General features: G+C 48.2%; 17 protein-coding genes. All 17 read right to left on the reverse strand.

Annotation, left to right across the window (positions count from 1 at the left end; genetic code table 11):
* Positions 1-134 precede the first annotated feature (134 nt).
* The 17 genes from ilvC to Q4E64_RS08585 all read right to left on the reverse strand — a co-directional run bounded on the left by ilvC (position 135) and on the right by Q4E64_RS08585 (position 18,733).
* Positions 135-1,130: a ketol-acid reductoisomerase gene (gene ilvC, locus Q4E64_RS08505; protein WP_303167425.1), complete on the reverse strand. Its 996-nt coding sequence runs from the start codon at positions 1,128-1,130 to the stop codon at positions 135-137.
* Between the two features lie 97 nt (positions 1,131-1,227).
* On the reverse strand, positions 1,228-2,886 hold the full coding sequence (gene ilvB, locus Q4E64_RS08510) for a biosynthetic-type acetolactate synthase large subunit (RefSeq protein ID WP_303167426.1): 1,659 nt from the start codon (positions 2,884-2,886) through the stop codon (positions 1,228-1,230).
* A gap of 13 nt (positions 2,887-2,899) precedes the next feature.
* On the reverse strand, positions 2,900-3,121 hold the full coding sequence (locus tag Q4E64_RS08515; protein ID WP_303167428.1) for a hypothetical protein: 222 nt from the start codon (positions 3,119-3,121) through the stop codon (positions 2,900-2,902).
* Positions 3,122-3,673: 552 nt separating this feature from the next.
* Positions 3,674-5,047, reverse strand: a complete 1,374-nt coding sequence (locus Q4E64_RS08520; RefSeq protein WP_303167430.1) for a tagaturonate epimerase family protein — start codon at positions 5,045-5,047, stop codon at positions 3,674-3,676.
* 850 nt (positions 5,048-5,897) lie between these two features.
* Positions 5,898-6,047 carry a hypothetical protein gene (locus Q4E64_RS08525; protein WP_303167431.1) on the reverse strand — a complete coding sequence of 50 codons (150 nt, stop codon included), beginning with the start codon at positions 6,045-6,047 and terminating at the stop codon, positions 5,898-5,900.
* 6 nt (positions 6,048-6,053) lie between these two features.
* Entirely contained in the window at positions 6,054-6,617 is a 564-nt protein-coding gene (locus tag Q4E64_RS08530) for a hypothetical protein (RefSeq protein ID WP_303167432.1), read from the reverse strand.
* Between the two features lie 57 nt (positions 6,618-6,674).
* Positions 6,675-7,562 carry an EamA family transporter RarD gene (gene rarD, locus Q4E64_RS08535; protein ID WP_303167433.1) on the reverse strand — a complete coding sequence of 296 codons (888 nt, stop codon included), beginning with the start codon at positions 7,560-7,562 and terminating at the stop codon, positions 6,675-6,677.
* Between the two features lie 12 nt (positions 7,563-7,574).
* Entirely contained in the window at positions 7,575-8,075 is a 501-nt protein-coding gene (locus Q4E64_RS08540) for an AAA family ATPase (protein ID WP_303167434.1), read from the reverse strand.
* 17 nt (positions 8,076-8,092) lie between these two features.
* Positions 8,093-9,274 carry an MFS transporter gene (locus Q4E64_RS08545; RefSeq protein WP_303167435.1) on the reverse strand — a complete coding sequence of 394 codons (1,182 nt, stop codon included), beginning with the start codon at positions 9,272-9,274 and terminating at the stop codon, positions 8,093-8,095.
* Between the two features lie 53 nt (positions 9,275-9,327).
* On the reverse strand, positions 9,328-9,849 hold the full coding sequence (locus Q4E64_RS08550; protein WP_303167437.1) for a methylated-DNA--[protein]-cysteine S-methyltransferase: 522 nt from the start codon (positions 9,847-9,849) through the stop codon (positions 9,328-9,330).
* Positions 9,850-9,870: 21 nt separating this feature from the next.
* Positions 9,871-10,524, reverse strand: coding sequence for a DNA-3-methyladenine glycosylase (locus Q4E64_RS08555; RefSeq protein ID WP_303167438.1), 654 nt, complete (start codon positions 10,522-10,524; stop codon positions 9,871-9,873).
* A 142-nt stretch (positions 10,525-10,666) separates the two neighbouring features.
* Complete coding sequence (locus tag Q4E64_RS08560) at positions 10,667-11,452, reverse strand: TPM domain-containing protein (protein ID WP_303167439.1); 786 nt, start codon at positions 11,450-11,452, stop codon at positions 10,667-10,669.
* A gap of 13 nt (positions 11,453-11,465) precedes the next feature.
* Positions 11,466-12,569 carry a hypothetical protein gene (locus Q4E64_RS08565; RefSeq protein WP_303167441.1) on the reverse strand — a complete coding sequence of 368 codons (1,104 nt, stop codon included), beginning with the start codon at positions 12,567-12,569 and terminating at the stop codon, positions 11,466-11,468.
* A 29-nt stretch (positions 12,570-12,598) separates the two neighbouring features.
* Positions 12,599-13,984, reverse strand: coding sequence for an SPFH domain-containing protein (locus tag Q4E64_RS08570; protein WP_303167442.1), 1,386 nt, complete (start codon positions 13,982-13,984; stop codon positions 12,599-12,601).
* Positions 13,985-14,043: 59 nt separating this feature from the next.
* Entirely contained in the window at positions 14,044-15,450 is a 1,407-nt protein-coding gene (locus Q4E64_RS08575; protein WP_303167443.1) for a hypothetical protein, read from the reverse strand.
* A 13-nt stretch (positions 15,451-15,463) separates the two neighbouring features.
* Entirely contained in the window at positions 15,464-16,156 is a 693-nt protein-coding gene (locus Q4E64_RS08580) for a hypothetical protein (protein ID WP_303167444.1), read from the reverse strand.
* 96 nt (positions 16,157-16,252) lie between these two features.
* Positions 16,253-18,733: a LuxR C-terminal-related transcriptional regulator gene (locus Q4E64_RS08585; RefSeq protein WP_303167445.1), complete on the reverse strand. Its 2,481-nt coding sequence runs from the start codon at positions 18,731-18,733 to the stop codon at positions 16,253-16,255.
* Positions 18,734-18,901: the final 168 nt, after the last annotated feature.

Genomic DNA, 18,901 nt, shown 5'->3' on the forward strand with positions numbered 1-18,901 from the left:
TATAATCTATACATAAAATCCTGCTGCCGCCCAATTTTTCTTGCACATACAAAAAGACCGCCTGCCAAACGGTAAGCGGTCTTTTGCTTTCCCTTATTTAAATCTGTTGCTTATCTGTCCCTGCGTTTTCTTCTTTATTTCTTTTTCAGGAAGGACATCATACCGCGCAGCTGAGCGCCAACCTTTTCAGCCTGGGTTTGCGCAGCGCGACGGCGCATAGCGTTGAATTGCGGACGGCCGCATTGATTTTCCAGCAGCCATTTCTTAGCGAAGGTACCGTCCTGGATTTCTGCCAGCACCTGCTTCATAGCGGCCTTGGTCTCGGCGGTAATGATGCGCGAACCGGTGGTGTAGTCGCCGTATTCAGCGGTATCGGAAATGGAATGACGCATTTTAGCCATGCCGCCTTCATACATCAGGTCGACAATCAATTTCATTTCGTGCATGCATTCAAAGTATGCGCTTTCAGGTTCATAACCTGCTTCTACCAGAGTTTCAAAGCCTGCGTTCATCAGAGCGCAAACGCCGCCGCACAGAACTGCCTGCTCGCCGAACAGGTCGGTTTCGGTTTCTTCGCGGAAGGTGGTTTCCAAAGCGCCGGCGCGGGTGCCGCCGATGCCTTTAGCATAAGCCAGAGCGATGTCGTGAGCCTTGCCGGTGTAATCCTGATAAGCGGTTACCAGCACGGGCACGCCGCTGCCTTCGGTGTAGGTGCGGCGAACAAGATGACCCGGACCTTTAGGAGCAACCATGAATACGTCAACGTCTGCCGGAGGCACAATTTGGCCGAAATGAATGTTGAAACCGTGAGCGAAAGCCAGGGCCTTGCCTGCGGTCAGGTTCGGAGCAATATCCTTTTTGTAGGTAGCGGCTTGCTTCTCATCGGGAATCAGCATCATAATAACGTCAGCTTTAGCGGCGGCGTCGTAAGCGGTCATAACCTTCAGACCGGCGGCCTCAGCCTTAGCCCAGGATTTGGAGCCTTCGTACAAGCCTACTACTACGTCCACGCCGCTTTCCTTTAAGTTAAGCGCATGAGCGTGGCCTTGAGAGCCGTAGCCGATAATCGCTACGGTTTTGCCTGCCAATAATTCCAGATTTGCGTCGCTGTCATAATACATTTTTACCATTTTCTTTTACCTCTTTTCTTTGATTCAAGTCTGTTAATTGTATTTTTATTTAAAAATATTTGAAGCAAATATTTCTTCCCTTATTTTATGACCGGCCTTATTTTTCCACCTTCACAAAATCATCCAGTACCGCTCCCGGCGCTACCATGGGCTCGACGATATCGCCCTGCTGAATAACAGCTTCGATAAGGAAGGGTCCCGCAGCAGCCTTGGCTTTTTCCAAAGCGGCGGCAAAGTCCTCGCAGGTCGCCGCCTGCACGCCGTCGGCGCCGCAGGAACGAGCGAAGCCGATAAAATCAAAATCCGACAAAATAGTCGAAGAATAACGGGCGTCGTAGAACAGGTGCTGCCATTGGCGCACCATGCCCAGGCAACTGTTGTTGATAACGATGCTGATAAGCTTTTTCTGCTCGCGGCAGGCTGTGTACAGCTCCATGCCAGTCATCTTAAAGCCTCCGTCGCCGCAGATATGCACTATCGTACCGCCGGGCTTGGCGAAGGCCGCGCCCAAAGCCGCAGGCAGGCCGAAGCCCATAGTGCCGCAGCCGCCGCTGGTCAGATGGTGCCGCGGCTTATCCACCGTCAGATGCTGTGCAGCCCACATTTGGTTCTGCCCTACGTCCGTAACGTAGACGGCTTCGTCGCCGAAGGTCTTGCTTAAATGCTTCATCAGCCAGGGAGCGGTTAAGCGGTCGCCGTGTTCCAGACTGTGGTCCTCGGTAGCGTCCCACGCTTTAATCTGCCGCCACCAGTCCGCATGCTCCGCTTTATTTACCAAGGGCAGCAGCTCCTGCAAGGATGCCTTGATGTCGCCCACCACCGGCACGCTGACGGCAATATTTTTATCGATTTCCGAAGGGTCGATATCCAGCTGAATAATTGTTTTTTGCCCTACATAGCGGGTACGGTCGCCGGTAACGCGCTCGCTGAAACGGCTGCCAGCCACGACTAAAACGTCGGCGTTGACTACCGCCATATTGGACGCAATATGCCCATGCATACCGGTCATGCCCAGGCAGCGGGGATTGCTTCCCGGTACTGCGCCCACGCCCATCAGCGTATTGACGATGGGCAGGTCGGCCTTGGCAGCCAGCTCCGCCAGTTCCTTGCCCGCGTCGCTGTTCAACGCACCGCCGCCTACTAAAAGCACCGGCTTCCGCGCCTTGTTCAGCAGCTCTGCCGCCTGCTGCAGGCTTGTTTTATCCGGAACAGGCTTAGCGGCGACCGCCTGCTCCTCAGGCTCCGTCCACTCCATTTCCGCTACCTGCAAATTACTTGGGATATCCACTAGCACAGGCCCTGGCCGTCCCTCTTTCGCAATAGCGAAAGCCCGGCGCAGCGTCGGCAGCAAATCCTCGCTGCGGCGCACCAGCGCGTTGTATTTCGTAATGGGCACGGTCACGCCCACAATATCTATTTCCTGAAAGGAATCGCGGCCTAAATTACCCACCGGCACCTGTCCGGTAATCGCTACCAGCGGCACAGAATCCAGATAAGCCGTTGCCAATCCTGTAACGATATTTGTCGCGCCCGGGCCGGAGGTGGCTATGCATACGCCGGTTTTGCCGCTGGCTCTGGCGTAGCCGTCCGCCGCGTGGATAGCACCCTGCTCGTGAGCCGTCAGCACATTTTTCAGCGGCGCGTCGTACAGCGCGTCGTACAGGGGAATGACCTGACCGCCGGGATAGCCGAAAACCGTATCCACTCCTTGCTCCAGCAGCGCCTTAACGATTGCTTGCGAGCCCTTTAACTTCATTGCTGCATCCCCCTTAGGCCAAAGTATTAACGGACACCACGGCAACCTGCTTGGTCAAAAGTTTAGCCACCTGCGCGGCTGCTAAAGCGTCCAACTGAATTTCCAGCTTCATCGTATCCGCTTCGGCGTCCATCCGCAAAGAACGTACCTGAGCGCCTTGCTTGGAAAGCACGCGCAAAATACGCGGCAATAAAGTTTCGTCATTTTGTCCGGTTACAAGCACCTTTTCAAACATTTTCTCTCCTCCATTCAAGTACATTTTCTGATGGACTAAAAAAGCCCCTACCTGCATATGCAAGTAGGGGCGTAAATTACGCGGTACCACCCTAATTTATCACTTCAGCACCAGTCCATCAACCGGCTCGGAGCTAACGCCTCCGCTGCGCATCAGTCTACTCGCTTTCACTTTCGCTGACGAGTTCATGGGTGATTTACTCAATAAGGCTCCGCGCCGATTTGCACCAACCATCGGCTCTCTGCAAGCTTTGCACTTATCTTTATTCCCAATCATCACCTTTATGTGTCGATTTGAAATTACTGATACTATACTACCTTTTCAGCGACTTGTCAACTATTTTCTAGAAAAATTTTAGAAAATGCTTTTTTATACACCACACAAAAGCATTCTCCGATTTTTGTACTTGAACCGCGCACAAAAAGTAAATTGCCTTATTTTGCGCTCCTTTTCAGTATACATATCTATTCAAAGTCCGCAGATTGCGCACACGCTCTTTGGCAGAGAAAAGCAGCCGACGCTGAACCTTGCACCGGCTGCCAAAATTTCACTTTATATTTTTTTCAGGAAGCTGCCCACGTCATTTCGCACAGCTTCAGCATATTCAGCCTTATGGCCCGCTAAAAATTCTTTAACGGCAGCGGCCAAACCAGCCTCCTTCGGATTGAGCGCCTTTTTATAGCTCAAAGCTAAGGCACGGCCTGCTTCCGTACCGCACAAGCTCTCGACGGGGGCGGGGCTGATGCCGGCAGTTTCCGCCAGCTTAGCGTACAGCTCAGCGTCGCTCGCGGCGATAAGTTTGACGGCGCTCAGCCACAGAATATTGTTCAGCTTGAAATGCACCTTGCCCTTAGCGTATTTCATTACTGCCGCCGGGTCGGCCAAGCCGATATCGGCGTTGCCCAGGCTCAGGCGGTATTCAAAAGCCGACGCAATGTCGCAGTGCAGCTGTAAATTTTCTGCCAGCGCCGCGTCCTCGTTCAGCATATCCAGACAAACGGCAGCCAGCTTAATGCCGTTGCGCTCCAGCTCGTTGGCAATCAGATAATGCTCCTGCGGCGTCAGCAGCTTGCCCGGCTTGGACAAAGACAGCTCAAAATCGATATCCCAGGGCGTATTTTTCAAATAAGAATTATAAATGAACTGCACGTGCATAATCGCTTCGCCGTATTCCAGAATAATACGGTGCAGCTGCGTTTCTTCAAAAGAAAGCTTGCTATTGCCCACTTTAAATTCAGCGTTGAGATAAGATGCGTTAACCGCTGCGCGGAAGGTTTCGTTAAATTCCTCAAAGCGCTTTTCTACCTCAGCGTCGGACAGCTTTTCAATATCCAAATTTATTTTATCGCTGCAATCGAAGCCAATCATACTGTAGCCGTAAAGCAGCGCCTTAACGATATCCTCCTCGGTTTTCAAACCGGCCGCGTTAGCGCCGTAACCCTCGCGCCAGCCTGCTTCCAGCACGCCCCAGGTCGCGGCGTCCACAGCCTCCAGAAAATTGCGCTGCAAAGCGGCGCTGTCCTCGGCAGTATAATCTACCAGTACCGGCTTCAGCTGACGCTTAGCAAACAGCTCGGCGGCAAAGGCGTCGGCCTCGCCCAGCCAATCGCTAAAGCCCACGCTGGCGCCGCGAGTGCCGCAGGCCGACGGCGCGGCCCATTTGACAAAACGGCGCACAACGGCGGCGTTATTGGCGTTAAGCGCCGCTACAGTAACCTGCACGCCCTTAACCTCAGTCTTTTGCTCCGCTTCCTTCAGCATAGCGCACAAAGGAGCTTCTCCCTGAGCCGCCACTGCCAAACGCTTGCCGTCCGCAGTACGCACCAAAGCCAGCCAGCCGCCGGGAACCTCGCATACGGATTTATTTATTACCTCGCCTGCCGCTTCCTGCAAAGCGGCTACGGCTATCGCTTGTTTTAAAGCCATTCTTCCTGCCTCCATTTAAACACATAATTTTTCATACTAATATTATCGCTAAAATCGGCGCGTAAAGCAAGCACAAACTGCACTTTATGTAAAAAACCTGCGTTTGCGTATAAACTGCGCACATTTGCTTCTGCTTTGACAAACAGCGACAGGGGAAAATACTACTAGCTGTGGTCTGTGCCTTCCAGGTTATCAACAGTATACACAAACTTATCCACAGTTTTTGTGCATAACTCGGCGCTGTCTACAAGTTATCCACTAAAGGCTTTCTGAATAAAAGGCTTATTTATGCACTTCTTACCGCTTTATCAACATGTTATACACAAACTGTGGATAACTTTAATAACATCTCCCGGCATCTTTCCACAGCCCTAGATATAGTGCCGCCGCTTCGTTAAGCGCAGCCGCGCGTCTAAATTTATTCTGCGATTCAGGCTGTCAAGTAAAAATTTTACCGCGCGCTCCGTTATTTAACATATATTTTACGCTATCTTCGGCAAAAGGCTTGAACAAGCAGGTTTCCTTTTTCTGATAATTAAAATGTGCCGCGAAATTTTTACGTTAAGAAAAATGCGGCATCATAAAAATAAAATGAACAAAGGATTAGCTAACGGCATGATAAAAAAATGGCTACCCATTTACACAGATAACCGCCTGCTTAACAAAATATTTAATTAACGCAAAACGCGCCCAGTAATTACTAAGCGCGTTGGAAAAACTATTAGATTTTACAATGGATTACTTGGCAGGCGTCCGAGTCTTCCGCATATCTCGGGTTTCCTATCTGTACTATCGACGTGTAGATCGGATGAAATCTTCCACCTCAAGTAACCCCTCTTAGGTTATTTTGTTAAACTGCTATAGCTGTTAACCTCTGATGCCTTAACAGCTCTTCTCTTTCGATGCGTTCTATTTCTTTATCTAATTCAGTTTCTGTCATATCTTTAATGTAGTCTGGAATTACTACTTTATCATCCAAAATATACGGTTTTAATTTCATAATTAGCTACACCTCCTCAAAAGATATTCCACCCATTCTCTTTAGCATATTTAAAGCACTTATTTGTGCTTCACGTTCATTATAACCTTTTTTCTTGAACTTTGCAACATACATCATATAAAGCTCTGTATTTATATCACTATGAGCATTATAAGTAAATATCGTTCCATCATGACAAAGCACTAAATTTTCATGATAATTATGCAGATATGCAGATCTAAAGTCCGCATCGCTCGGTGGAAAACTGTCTGGATGCGTATGCATAGTTAAAATTTTCTTGCCTTGAATTGCTTTTAATATTGCCAAAGTATAGCTGATCTTCTTCTCATCCGCAGCATCCGTTACTTTGACAATAATTTTACTTGTATCCAAATCCAACCAATACATATCTTCAAAAAGAGTGCCACTACGATGACTAAGCATTTCTTTAGCTGCACTATACAATGTACGTCTAAGTTCTTTATTATCGGTAATTTTATCAAATTTGCGTCTATACTCAGCGCTAGCAATATATTGATGGTTTACTACCGTATTTTTATTTCTTCCATATCGTTGATTCTCTAAATTCATGCTATTTATTGTATCATCTTTAAAATAATTCCGCAACAACGCAACTTATACCAGCTATCAGTCCACACGCTTCAGCTGTGAATAAGTAAAAAACAGCAGGCCAATCCAAATACAGCCAAAAGAAACGGCATGCGTCGCCGTAAAGTCCTCGCCGTAAACGAAAATTCCCAAAAGCAGCGTAATCGACGGCGATATATACTGCATAAAGCCCACCATATTTAAAGGCAGCAGTTTAGCGCAGCCCGTAAACAAGAGTAAAGGCGTGGCTGTGACTACGCCGGCGCCTATCAAAAAACCCAGCGTCAGCGTATCGCAGCTTTGGTAAATATTGCCTCCGCGCTGACTCAAATAATACAGGTAATAGGCCATCAGCGGCGATATCAAAAGCGTTTCCAGCATAATGCTGGTCAAGGCCTGCGCCTTAATCAGCTTTTTCAACAGGCCGTACAAAGCGAAAGTCGCCGCCAAACCCACGGATACCCACGGCAGGCTGCCGTTTTTAAAAATAATTACGGCGATGCCGGCAGCAGCCCACAGCACGGCTATAATTTGCAAACGGGAAAGGCGTTCGCGCAAAAAAAGCATACCGAAAAGCACGCTGACCAGCGGGTTGATGTAATAGCCCATACTGGTTTCCACAATGCGCCCCACCTCTACGGCCCAAATAAAAATCCCCCAGTTAAAGCTGATGGTAACAGCGGCTAAAATCATGCAGACGCCTGTTTTCCAGGAGCTGAAGATAGCCCTGCTCTCCTGCAAAAAGATCTTGAATTTTCCTGTCGCCGCAATCAGCAGAAAAACAAATACAGCAGACCATAAAAAACGACTGGCTAAAATCTCCAAAGCCTCTACGTGCTGCAGCTGCTTCCAATATACGGGCAATACGCCCCAAATTAAATAAGCGCCCAAGCCGTAAAGAACGCCTAAACGGTAATTTTTTTCCATGATTAACCCCTCTTATTTTATATGTAACAGAAGCGTGTCGGCCGCAGCCTCCGCGTTCATGCCGGAAGTATCTATTTTTATCGTAGCCAGCTCCTTATATAAAGGAAGCCTTGCAATACTGCGCTCGATAATGTCATCTGAACGCAGCCCGGCGTCCACGTCTTTTTGCAGCCGCGAGCGCAGCTCTGCCTCCCGGCAAAGCAAGGAAAACGCCGTCGCACGGCAGCTGTCCACCGGTAAATTTGCCAGCAGCTCGTCGATAATCTTCTGCTCGTGCATCACCCAGCAAAATATTATATTTTCGTATGCCGGGCACGCCAAAAAATTTTTAAGCAAAAAGCAAATATTTTCCATAACCATGTGCTTCGTTGCCGTATTAACCACAAAGGGATGGGCGTCCCAGCACCAATCGCCGTCCAGAAAAACGCTGTGGGGCAGCCGCTTTTTAAGTATTTGCCCTGCCGTACTTTTGCCTACGCCCATAGGCCCGCCAATTAAAAATAAATTTTTCATAAGCATCACCTATCGGCTTATTTCTGCAAATTTTTCGGAATAGGTATGCGCAAAGCCACCAAGGCGGCGACTATGGGCAGCCAAACTAAAAGCTGCATAATAAAGGGCAAGCCGTACCTGTCGGCCAAAAATCCTAAAATAGTTACGCCAAAGCCGCCCAGGCCCACGCTGAAACCGATCGTCAGACCGGACGCCATGCCTACGTTATTGGGCATCATGCACTGCGCCAGAATAATCGTCGTCGCAAACGACCCGATAATGAAAAAGCCGGATAAAAACGCCGCGCTCACAGCCAAAGCCTGCGTCGTAACTACGGTCACGGCAAAAATCGCCGGAATGCTCAACGTAATAGAGCCCAGCAAAATTTTTCGCGCGCCCAACTTGTCGCTGAGCACCGAGCCGACGTAAGTGCCACCCACGCCGCCCAGCAAAAAGCTGCTCACCAACGCGCTGGCGGCCACCGGCTCAAAGCCGCGGAATTTAATGAAGAAAAGCGGCAGGTAAGTAGAAATGCCGGAATGAATGGACGAGCGCATAAAAATATAAAATAAAATTAGAAATAAACCGAAGTAAGAAAATTTTTGCGCCGTCCCCTCGGACTTCTGCCTGGCGACATTAGCCGCGTGTTCCACATTGACCCGCTGGTAATCCGGCATACATTTAGCCATCAAGCCAAAAACTAAAAGTCCTGGCAGCACAAAATACACCGTATTCCGCAAGCCGCCCGCAAGCCCCAGCAGAAAAGTCATCAGCATAGAGCCAAAGGCCATACCGGCATTGCCGCCAATGGAAAAAAGGCCCATATTTTTCGCACGGTTGCTGTCGTCGCTTAAAAAATTTACCGTCTTCGAGGCCTGGGGATGGTAGGTCGCGCTGGCCAAGCTTATGAAAACTACCGTACATAAAAGCAGCGCGTAGGATGGCACGAACCCGACAAAAGCAAAACCAGCTCCCGCCAACGCCGCGCAAACAGGCAGCAAGCGCGGCAAAGAGCGCTTATCAGTTAAATAACCAAAGGCAGGCTGAATAACCGAGGACATAATATTTTGCAGCAGCACAATAGCCGCCAGCTGCGAATAGCTCAAGGAAAATAATTCCTTCAGCTGGGGCAGAACGATGGGCAGCGCTCCGGCCTGCATATCCGTTACCAAATGCCCCAAAGCCAAAGCGGCGACGGGCAAATATAATCTATTTTGCATAGGAACAGCTCCTTTGGAAAAATATTTTTTGTAATTTTGTAATTATAACATACTCACCTGCTGACGGCAAATAAATTTTGCACAGCAAAGCCTTCCAGCTGCAAAAGTCTTTCCTTGCGCCATAAGCCTCCGGCATAGCCCGTCAGGCTGCCGTTCGTCCCGACAACACGATGGCAGGGAACCATAATACAAACGGGGTTATGCCCTACCGCGCCTCCTACAGCCTGCGCCGACATAGCGGTCAAACCGCGCTGCGCCGCAATCTTTTGCGCCAGTTCTTTATAGGTAACTACACCGCCGTAGGGAATTTGCGCCAGCAGCCGCCACACTTGCAAACTAAAAGCGCTTCCCTGCAAGGAAAGCGGCGGCAACGCCCCCGGATTATTGCCGGCAAAATAAACGTCCAGCCACTTAGCGGCAGCGTCGAAAACAGGCAGATGCGCCTCCTGCGACTGTGCCGCCAAGGCAGCAGGATAAAATTTATCGTCAATAAAATTCAGATTGGTCAGGCTTTCGCCGTCGCTGAGCATAATCATTTCGCCTAAAGGCGAAGCGTAGCGATTTTTAAAAAACATGGTTGTACCTCTTTTCGGAATTTATTGCTTCTTATTTATTTTCTTCTGCGCGCCATAATCCTTCATGCCTTCTACCGCTCCTCCTGCTATGGCCCATAAATACAAGCTGGCGACGCTGCCGTAAGGGCTGTAGCGGCGGCGATATCGAGCAAACAGCTCTTTCGTTATTTTACGGTGATGATACAGCATGCGCAGGCCGCGCTGGATTGCTAAATCGTCAAAGCTCAAAATATCGCGGCGCTGCAAACAAAAAAGCAAAATCATTTCTGCCGTCCACACGCCAATGCCCTTTAAGCTGCTCAAAGCTGCGATAGCTTCTTGATCTTCCATATGCTTTACTGCTTCTAAATCGAAACTGCCGTCAACGACTCTCGCAGCAAAATCTTTTATATACAGCGCTTTACGCATACTCATGCCCAAAGCCTGCAAAGCTTCGGCAGGCGCTGCGTTTACAGTTTGCGGTTCAATAATTCCCAAATAATTTTGCAGACGAGCCCAAACTGTAGCCTGCGCTTTCGACGAAATTTGCTGGCCCACTATATGATGTACAACGGACGCAAAGAGGTCGTCGTCGGTTTCTCGCTTAATAAATCCAATCTGCTCGATGACGGCGGCCAGGCGCTTGTCCTTTTGTTTAAGATACGTCAGCTCCTTCTCGCCGTATTGAAAATACATAAGCACACCTTCTTCGTCTTTATTATTGCTATAATTATAGCAAAAAAATTTTCGTCGGCATATAGCTGAGCATAAAAAATCTCAAGCCTCCTTACATACAAAAAAGAGCCAGGCTTACGCCTGACTCTTCGCCGCTTATCCTTTAATAGTCTCCTCCTCCGCCGCCATGATCGCCGTCGCTGCTACTGTCGGTCACGGAGCCGTCAGCATCATTATTATTGTTGTTATGCTTAGCAAGAGGAACAACGCTCACAGTGGAATACATATAGGTATCCTCGGTAGCGAGTAAACTAAAGCTTTCCTTATTAAGATAAACATTGGCCTCCACTTGTTTACGCACATTGCTCATAGTAGCTAACAAGCCGAGCCGATAGATGAAAGCGGCTAAAGCGCCGAAGGCCAACGAACCCAACACACCTAACCAAGGAAACTCCTTGTCCGGCGTCCAGCCCTCGCCGTTTTCTTCGTAATAAGCCAAAAGCTCGCCGGCCTTATTGGCATAGATTATATAAGCTTCTGCATAATCTTCTTTCTTTAAATAAGGAACAAAGGCCTTGCTCATATACTCCACGCCTTCGTTGCCTACAATAACCTCTTTCAGCTTTTTATCGGTGCTAATATACCATTTTCGCTGATCGATAACCTGCAGCAGCACCATATTACCATTAACGCCGTCATTGTAGGCTTCGTCAATGAGAGCATTGGCAAAATCGCCGGGCTTTTGGTCGCCGATGCTTGCGGCGGTTACTACGCCTATACGCACGTTGTATTCCCGCTCGCATTGCTCTAAGGCTTGTTCGACCCTGATTAGTTCATCAGGGGACAGCAGATTAGCGTTATCCATCACGCTGGGAGCTGCCGCTAAGGCAGTCGCTGCACTAAGCAGCATTGCTGCCGCTAATGTCAAGATTAAAAATATTTTTTTCATTATGACAGCCTCCTTATAAAGCAAGGTACACAATAGCAAGGCCTAAGAGTGCGGCAATAACAAAGACCATAATGCAATAATTACGCAGCTTGCCATAATCGACGGGCAAACTGCCCACTACCTTGCCTGTTTGACCATTCATCATAAAAGTATAAGGATCGTTATTATAGCGCGTTGTCAAAATCCACACAGGCGCCATAGCATAATGCACAGCGCTGTCGTTTTTCACTATAGTACAATCATCAGTCGGCTCTATGTTGTCATATCCCTCCACCGTATTAGCCAAGCACATCTTAGCGCTGTTGTTAACGCGCCGGTCTGCACGTTCCACAGCCGCTTCGGCGTCTACGTCGTATTTATCTGCCAAATATCCGGTCAGATAAGCGGTGCTGAAGGGCGCCATTTCCCTATAATCGAAGGGCTCGATACTTTCCATAAAGGCGTCGTCCATTTTTTCAGAACCGTCCACAGGAATGCGTTCAAACTTCATAGCGCCGTCGCGCTGGCAGTTATAATACTCGGTAGTAGTAATAACCTCGTCGTCGGTAGTCACTGCGGTGCTGCGGCTGGCCTTATACATACATTGAGCGTCAATATCTGCATCAAAAAGCCAGAAAGGCACATACATTCCCTGAATAGCTTCTACGCGATTATTAGCCGTGAAAGCATTGGGCAGCAGCTTTTTTCCTTCATAGAATTTTTTCAGAGCGGCAACCGCCTCTTCCTTAGTTTTTTTAAAGGGAATAATGAAGTCGGGCTTCAGCATACCGTGGAAGCGGCTGGGCAGCATAGTGGGATTGCCGCAGTAGCAGCATTCTGTCGCCATAGTATTGCCGTCGCTGACGATTTCCGCGCCGCAACTGGAGCAGGTAAAGGCTCGCAGCATTTCGGCTTCTTCTTTTTCCCACTCGTTACCTGCCGCCGCTGTATTCCATTTTCTTTCTTTGGCAGCCTGCGCCTGTGCGGCAGCCGCTTCTTTTTTGGCAAATATTTCTTCAACGACCTTTATATCTAGCTCGGCGCCGCAATACTCGCAGGTTACTTTATCCGCTCCGGGCAAAAAGCTTAGAGGAGCGCCGCAGCACAAGCATTTATAACTAACGCTGGTATCAGCCATACAATTCACCTCTTCTTCATGGCAATAAATTACTGAATATCCCTCGCATCGAAAATATCTCCGCATTCAGGGCAAAACTTAGGCGGATTTTTCGGATCGGGCGGAAGCCAACCGCATTTATCGCATTTATACAGCGGCGCCTCCGCAGGCTTTTTACTGCCGCAATTCGTACAGAATTTTCCTTGATTTACAGCGCCGCAAGTACAGGTCCAGCCTTGAGATTGAGCTGCTTGCCGCGGTTTGCCGCATTCGGCGCAAAATTTACCGGTATTGCCACTATGGCCGCAGGAGCAGGCCCACCCAGCAGAGGCTGCTGCTCCGGCCATGCCCTGAGAAGCGGTCTGCTGTAAACCTTCGCCCTGCGAAGGATAGCCTTGTGGGTCGTCTGGACCTCCGCCCTGCGGAGGATAAGCCATTTGTCGGTTAATAGCGTTCATCATGTTGCCGCCTTGAGCGCCGGCCATACCCATACCCATAAAGCCCATCATAGCGCCGCCTTCATTACCGGCGGCAGTTTGCATAGCGGCTCCGGCAGCGCCGGTCATAAATGCCGCCCGCGCATTAGGATTAGATAGAGCCTGCAAATCGCGAATATATTTTTCATCTTCTTCGCTGGCTTTAACGCTGCTTACGCCGAAGGAAATAACCTCTACGCCACGCAGGTCGCGCCACTTCTTGCTCAAAACTTCGTTAAGCTCGCTGCCAATTTCTTCCGCATGGCCCGGCAAAGCGCTGTAGCGCACACCTTTTTCGCTCATTATTCCAAAGGCCGTGTTCAAGCCCGTCAGCAGTTCCGTTTTTAGCTGGCTGTCAATTTCGCTGCGCAGATACTCGCTTTCCACGTTGCCGCAAACATTGGTATAAAACAAAATCGGATTGGTAATTTTATAGCTGTATTCGCCAAAGCAGCGAATAGCAATATCCATATCCAGCCCTATGCGCCGATCAACTACGCGGAAAGGAATAGGGCTGGCAGTGCCGTATTTATTGCCAATAATTTCCTTAGTATTGAAGTAGTACACTCGCTGATCCTTACCGGGATCGCCGCCGTAGGTAAAGCGTTTGCCGATTTGAGCAAAAACGTTCTTTACGCTTTGCATATTCAAGCCGTCGGCCAAAAGAGACGGCTCCGTAAAGGTATCATACACAAATTCGCCGGGCTCGGAACAAATTTCTACCACCTTGCCGCTTTCTACAATAATCATACATTGACCGTCGCTGACAGCAATGGCCGAGCCGTTGCTGATGATGTTGTCTTCTGCACTGGTGTTGGAGCTGCGCCCTTGGCTGGAAGTCCGCTTTCTGCCCTTGACTACCAATACGTCCGGCTTCAGGCTTTCACAGTAAATAAACTCCTTCCATTGATCTCCCAAAACGCCGCCGACTGCTCCCATACCTGCTTTAATCAATCCCATAGTATACCCTCCTCTTTTTAAAGGCAAAGGCTGCTTTCAAAGCAGCCTGCAGCCTTCCTTCATTTTCTTCTTTTAAAGAACCACAGCGCGCCGCCGGCAATAGCAACGATACCGCCAATAAAGGCGGCAAGCATACCTGTCATCCAGCTATAGTCGTCGTCATCGTCCCCATCAATTGCTCCCATAGGCAGCTCTGCCTTGCCTACGGCAACGAACCAAGAGCTTTGCATATCGCCGCGCTTTGCTGTTACCGTTACCAATCCGTCAGCCTTACCTACAAGCTTATTTTTTTCAATAACGGCAATTTTTTCATTATTAACGCTCCACTGAGCCTTTACATCGCCTTCCTCTCCTGTGATAAAAGCTTGCAGCGACAGCTTATCGCCTATGTTAATATGTGTCGGCATATTATATACTTCCAGCCTAGGCTCAAAAACGGTTACTCTTACTGCAAACTTTTTCTTACCCTTTTCTATATTAAGCGTACCTGTTACAGTCGCCGTACCGGGAGCTACGCCGACAATTTTATCTCCGTCAATTTTTAGTACGTCTTTATTAGAGCTTTGCAGATTGGCAACAGTGTAACCAAGATTACCCGGAAGCTCTGCCACAATCTTAGTGCTTTCCCCGGCACGCAGGCTTTCCTGTTCAGCGGCAATTTTTACCAGCGGCGTAGCCTGCGCTTCGTTAACGGCGGGCTGATCCTCTTCCTCTGTATTGCCCTGCAGCTCGCCGTTTTCTACATACGGAGGATTGTCCTGCTCTTCTTCTACAAGGGGAACCCGTTTAGCGGCCAGCATACTTTCCGGAGTGCCATAAATCAAACCCGGTTCCTCTGCATCGTTACGATATACGGCGTTCAGATCCGCCGCTACCAAATATTTAGCAATAATACTATTAGTAGGCTCATGTACGGCAATAACCTGATAGAACCATCCGTCCACCGTTTCATCGGCATAGAGCAGCCGGTACGGCCGGTTAGCCGCGCTTAGGCTTGTTAAATTAGCCGGCAAACTTTCGATAATCGCCACAGCGGCGTTTTCCGAAACGTCAAAGGTTGGCTCGTTAAATTGGTAATCTCCCTGAATATCCAAGGGCAGCTTACCTGTCTGCTTAACGGTCATCGTTTTATTCGCCAAAGCGAACTGAATAATTACGCTATCATCTTCGCCTACAAGCACATCCGCCTCGCCAACGCCGTCGTCGTTCAGCAGCAAAGTTCCCGCGGTCTGAAACTCTTCGGCGCTGTCTTCGGCCTCGCTGCCGCGCATTACTTTAAATTCAAACAGATAAATATCGTCTTCCAAGGGTTTGATATTCAAAATACCGTTATTATATTGGCTGCTTTCCGTCCACACATAGCTGCCCTGAGCATTTTTCCAATCGCTTTTCGCAGCCATAGCAGCAGTAGCCAAGCAGCATAAAAGCAGGGTTATCAGCAGGCTGAATATATTTCTCTTTTTCATAATTCGTCCCTCCTTATATGCTCAAGCGGAATTTCGCCGTTTTGGGATTAACTCCGTCCATCCAGTATTTTACCGTATAGATGCCCTTCGGGCATTTTTTAGCAGATGTGCCTCTGCCCCAACCATTCCAGCTGAAAGCAAAATCCTGATTGCCGTTTTGCGCCTTATACTTTACGCTATGTACCAGCTTATTCCTCTTATCAAAAATCTGTGCATAGCACGTTTTACCTTTGGAGCCGCTTTTTTTGAAATACAAACGCTGTAAAATGTCGCCGTTGCTATTGCGCACCACCTTGGTTCTGTTATATTTCATCGTTAGCTTTGGCTTATAGTTAATTACGTGGGTGTCCTTAACCGTGCGCTTATTATCGAAGGTAGTGGTAGCAACAAAACGATATTTGCCGGCGGCCAGCGTACCCGTATCTATAACGTAATGAAGAAAGCGGATGTCCTTATAGCCATTCTCGTAAATTTTATACCATTTATTGCTCGTAACCGGGTTCCAACGAGCTACAATTTTATTTTTCTTATCAAATAACACCGCGGAATTTTTAATCTTGCCGCTGCCTACTACATAGTGCTGCACGGTAAGCTTAGTCCCGTCGATTTTAGTCTGAGTTTTATATTTGGTAGCTGCCCAAACAACGCTTGTCAGCATAAGAAGTGCTATTAAGCAGGAGGAAAGAATAGTTTGCCATCGTTTCATTTTAACGCTCCTTTCGCCAGCAAATAAAAAAATAGGGTCTGGCTTTACTTTGTCAAATATAGTATAGCCTAAACCCTATTATTAAATAATTAACCATTAGTTAGTTGACGAAAAATAGTTGCTTAGCTGATGGCGCTTATTCTTCGCTTTGGTATCGATTTGCAGTTTTAAAAAAATACGGTTAAGATATTGCTTAATCGTTCCCTCTCTGAGATTGAGTATAGCGGCAATTTCTTTGTTGGTGTGCCTTGCCGCTGCCAGCTGCGCAATCTGCAGTTCCTGCGGCGACAGCGCTGTTAAAAGCTTTCCTGCCGAGCCCTTCTGGATTACTTTTTCTCGTCCCGCTGCGAACTGTCGGCCCAAAGCTAAAATTTTTTTTACCAGCTCGCAATGCTCGCCGCCGCGCTCCCTGTCCAACAGCTCCTTTAAAAGAGTAATGTTCTGCGCAAAGGGCAAGATAATATTATCGGCAGCAGCTAATTTCAGCGCGTTAACCAGCGCCGCCTTAGCCTTCGGCAATTCTCCTAAGCCAGCTAGCGCCGCCGCTTTTTGTACCAGCAAATACAGCCGGCACAAAAAATTATTATAGGGCTTGCACTCTGCCTGCAAATCGTCATAGCGCACCAAAAGTTCCGTATAACAACGCTTGGACAACAAGCACTGGGCTTTAATATAATTACAGCAGGGCAGCGCAGGATAGAGCACGATGGTTTCCCCGTTTTCTTTATTTGCCAGCCATCCCGGCAACCGCTGCGAGTCGCCTAAAAGCGCGTAATAAAAGCCTACGCACATATCCGCAGTATTCAGCAGCACACTTTGCTTCCATACATGGCCTTCATGCCTTCGATATTTTTCTATCTGCTCATTAGCTATTCCGTTGAAGATATCCCGCTGCATAGCAAGAAAATCACAGCACAACGTAATACATTCCTGCTCATGCTTGCGCGCCAGATAATAAGCCTTTTGCAAGCAGATATCCATTTCATCCAGCCGTCCTTGCAAAAGCAAAGCCTCCGCTTCTGTCGCCTCTGCGGCTCCAGCTCCATGCCAATTACTCAGCAAATAATACGGCGGCATACAATCATACATTTCGTCTATGGTTTGCTGCAATCCGCCGTTGGCTTTAAGGTACAAACCAAGAATACTGGGAGCGCCAAAGGACCACACTCCCTGCTTGCTCAAGGTCTGCGGCGCGCCGCTAAGCAATTGGTAAGCCTTACGATGGTGCTTGCTCATACCTGTGATACTATTGAAAGACAAAAAACTAAGAATAACCTCCAGCTCGCCGTAATAATTATTGCGTTCTTCGGTAGTAAGCGCGGTATTACGCTCCAACGCAGTGATATACCACTCCTTAACCTGCAGCATTTCTTTAATCATATTCAAAGAAAACATACGGCGCATTATAATCAGCACCGCCTGCGGATACTGCCACAAAATCGTCGGCGAGCATTCCCGCAGCCAATCGAATAAATGCTGCTTATGCTCCTCTCGCATTGACCAATCACGCAGCTGCTGTACTACCGCCAATAGACAGGTAAAATCCTGTCCGCGGTACAGCCAATCAAGAGCTTCCTCGTAATCCTGCTGCTGCACATACCATTTGCCAAACTGACAGAAATACCTTCGCTGTTCAGCCTGAGGCAAAAGCGAGAAAGCGTGACGAGTAGCTTGCTTGAGCATATGATGGCAGCGCAAATTGCCGTTAGCCAGCGATATAATAAAGGCATTAAAATCCAATAGCCGGCAAATTTCCTCCGTACAATCATTCCCATACACAAAAGCTATCTGCTGCGGTGTAAATTCTTCAGGCTGTCCCATTAACAGCAATAATTCCCGCTGCGTTTTCGTTAACGGTTCTAATAAAACCGAGGTAATCATTTCATACACGCTTTTATTGTCGAGCAGCAGCCGTTGGTATTTGCTGTAAGCCAAAAAATTAAGATAGATAATAGAAACCCATCCTTCACAGGCTTCATGCAGAGAATTTAACAATCTCGAGGAAATTGATAAACCGCAGCGTCGGCTGTACTCAGCGAGTTCTTCGCGAGTAAAAGCCAAAGCTTGTTTATCAATAAGCATTACTTGCTGTCCTAAACTCATACGCTGCGCCTGCGTAAAAATCTGCTCCCTGCTGGCCAGCACAAGATGCAGCTTAGCGAACCCCGCCTTACTTAAGGCATAAATAAACTCGCTCGCCGTCTTATCTTCCAGCAAGTGCAAGTCATCTATAAACCAATAGCATTCCTCTTGCGGCAAAAGCTTAGCAAATAATTCTAAAACCAAGGCGCGGCTATTAGTATCTGCGGGCATCGTCTGCTGCGAAAGCGCTTCTCCAAGAGGCAGATTGCTCCAGGTGCGCCGCACGCCCTGCCAAAAAACTTCTCTTCCGGCGCCATAAATGCTTTGACGCATAACGATATTGCCCTTTTGCTCCTGAGCCTGCAAAAAATGATTAACCGCTACAGTTTTGCCGTAACCCATAGGAGCTACAACCAGTGTTGTACCAACAACTGACATCTGCCCCAACAGCTGCTGTATGCGTATGGAAAAATATAAACTGTTAAGATTTTTCATTACCGCTACCGTCGCTTCACTAAGTTTCTGTCAACATTATATCATAAAAATAAAACACATACCGAAAGGTATATGCTTTATTTTTTGGCAGTCAGGCCTGCGTCCTTGTCGGCAGATGTCTGCGTATATAAAAATAAGACCATGCATCGCATGGTCTTATTTTTATAA

This window comes from Phascolarctobacterium sp., from assembly GCF_030531065.1.
Classification (GTDB): domain Bacteria; phylum Bacillota; class Negativicutes; order Acidaminococcales; family Acidaminococcaceae; genus Phascolarctobacterium_A.

What these genes read in the sequence shown, in the direction of transcription:
- ilvC (WP_303167425.1), bottom strand. Translation starts at nt 1,130, where the DNA reads ATGGTAAAAATGTATTATGACAGCGACGCAAATCTGGAATTATTGGCA.
- ilvB (WP_303167426.1), bottom strand. Translation starts at nt 2,886, where the DNA reads ATGAAGTTAAAGGGCTCGCAAGCAATCGTTAAGGCGCTGCTGGAGCAA.
- Q4E64_RS08515 (WP_303167428.1), bottom strand. Translation starts at nt 3,121, where the DNA reads ATGTTTGAAAAGGTGCTTGTAACCGGACAAAATGACGAAACTTTATTG.
- Q4E64_RS08520 (WP_303167430.1), bottom strand. Translation starts at nt 5,047, where the DNA reads ATGGCTTTAAAACAAGCGATAGCCGTAGCCGCTTTGCAGGAAGCGGCA.
- Q4E64_RS08525 (WP_303167431.1), bottom strand. Translation starts at nt 6,047, where the DNA reads ATGAAATTAAAACCGTATATTTTGGATGATAAAGTAGTAATTCCAGAC.
- Q4E64_RS08530 (WP_303167432.1), bottom strand. Translation starts at nt 6,617, where the DNA reads ATGAATTTAGAGAATCAACGATATGGAAGAAATAAAAATACGGTAGTA.
- rarD (WP_303167433.1), bottom strand. Translation starts at nt 7,562, where the DNA reads ATGGAAAAAAATTACCGTTTAGGCGTTCTTTACGGCTTGGGCGCTTAT.
- Q4E64_RS08540 (WP_303167434.1), bottom strand. Translation starts at nt 8,075, where the DNA reads ATGAAAAATTTATTTTTAATTGGCGGGCCTATGGGCGTAGGCAAAAGT.
- Q4E64_RS08545 (WP_303167435.1), bottom strand. Translation starts at nt 9,274, where the DNA reads ATGCAAAATAGATTATATTTGCCCGTCGCCGCTTTGGCTTTGGGGCAT.
- Q4E64_RS08550 (WP_303167437.1), bottom strand. Translation starts at nt 9,849, where the DNA reads ATGTTTTTTAAAAATCGCTACGCTTCGCCTTTAGGCGAAATGATTATG.
- Q4E64_RS08555 (WP_303167438.1), bottom strand. Translation starts at nt 10,524, where the DNA reads ATGTATTTTCAATACGGCGAGAAGGAGCTGACGTATCTTAAACAAAAG.
- Q4E64_RS08560 (WP_303167439.1), bottom strand. Translation starts at nt 11,452, where the DNA reads ATGAAAAAAATATTTTTAATCTTGACATTAGCGGCAGCAATGCTGCTT.
- Q4E64_RS08565 (WP_303167441.1), bottom strand. Translation starts at nt 12,569, where the DNA reads ATGGCTGATACCAGCGTTAGTTATAAATGCTTGTGCTGCGGCGCTCCT.
- Q4E64_RS08570 (WP_303167442.1), bottom strand. Translation starts at nt 13,984, where the DNA reads ATGGGATTGATTAAAGCAGGTATGGGAGCAGTCGGCGGCGTTTTGGGA.
- Q4E64_RS08575 (WP_303167443.1), bottom strand. Translation starts at nt 15,450, where the DNA reads ATGAAAAAGAGAAATATATTCAGCCTGCTGATAACCCTGCTTTTATGC.
- Q4E64_RS08580 (WP_303167444.1), bottom strand. Translation starts at nt 16,156, where the DNA reads ATGAAACGATGGCAAACTATTCTTTCCTCCTGCTTAATAGCACTTCTT.
- Q4E64_RS08585 (WP_303167445.1), bottom strand. Translation starts at nt 18,733, where the DNA reads ATGAAAAATCTTAACAGTTTATATTTTTCCATACGCATACAGCAGCTG.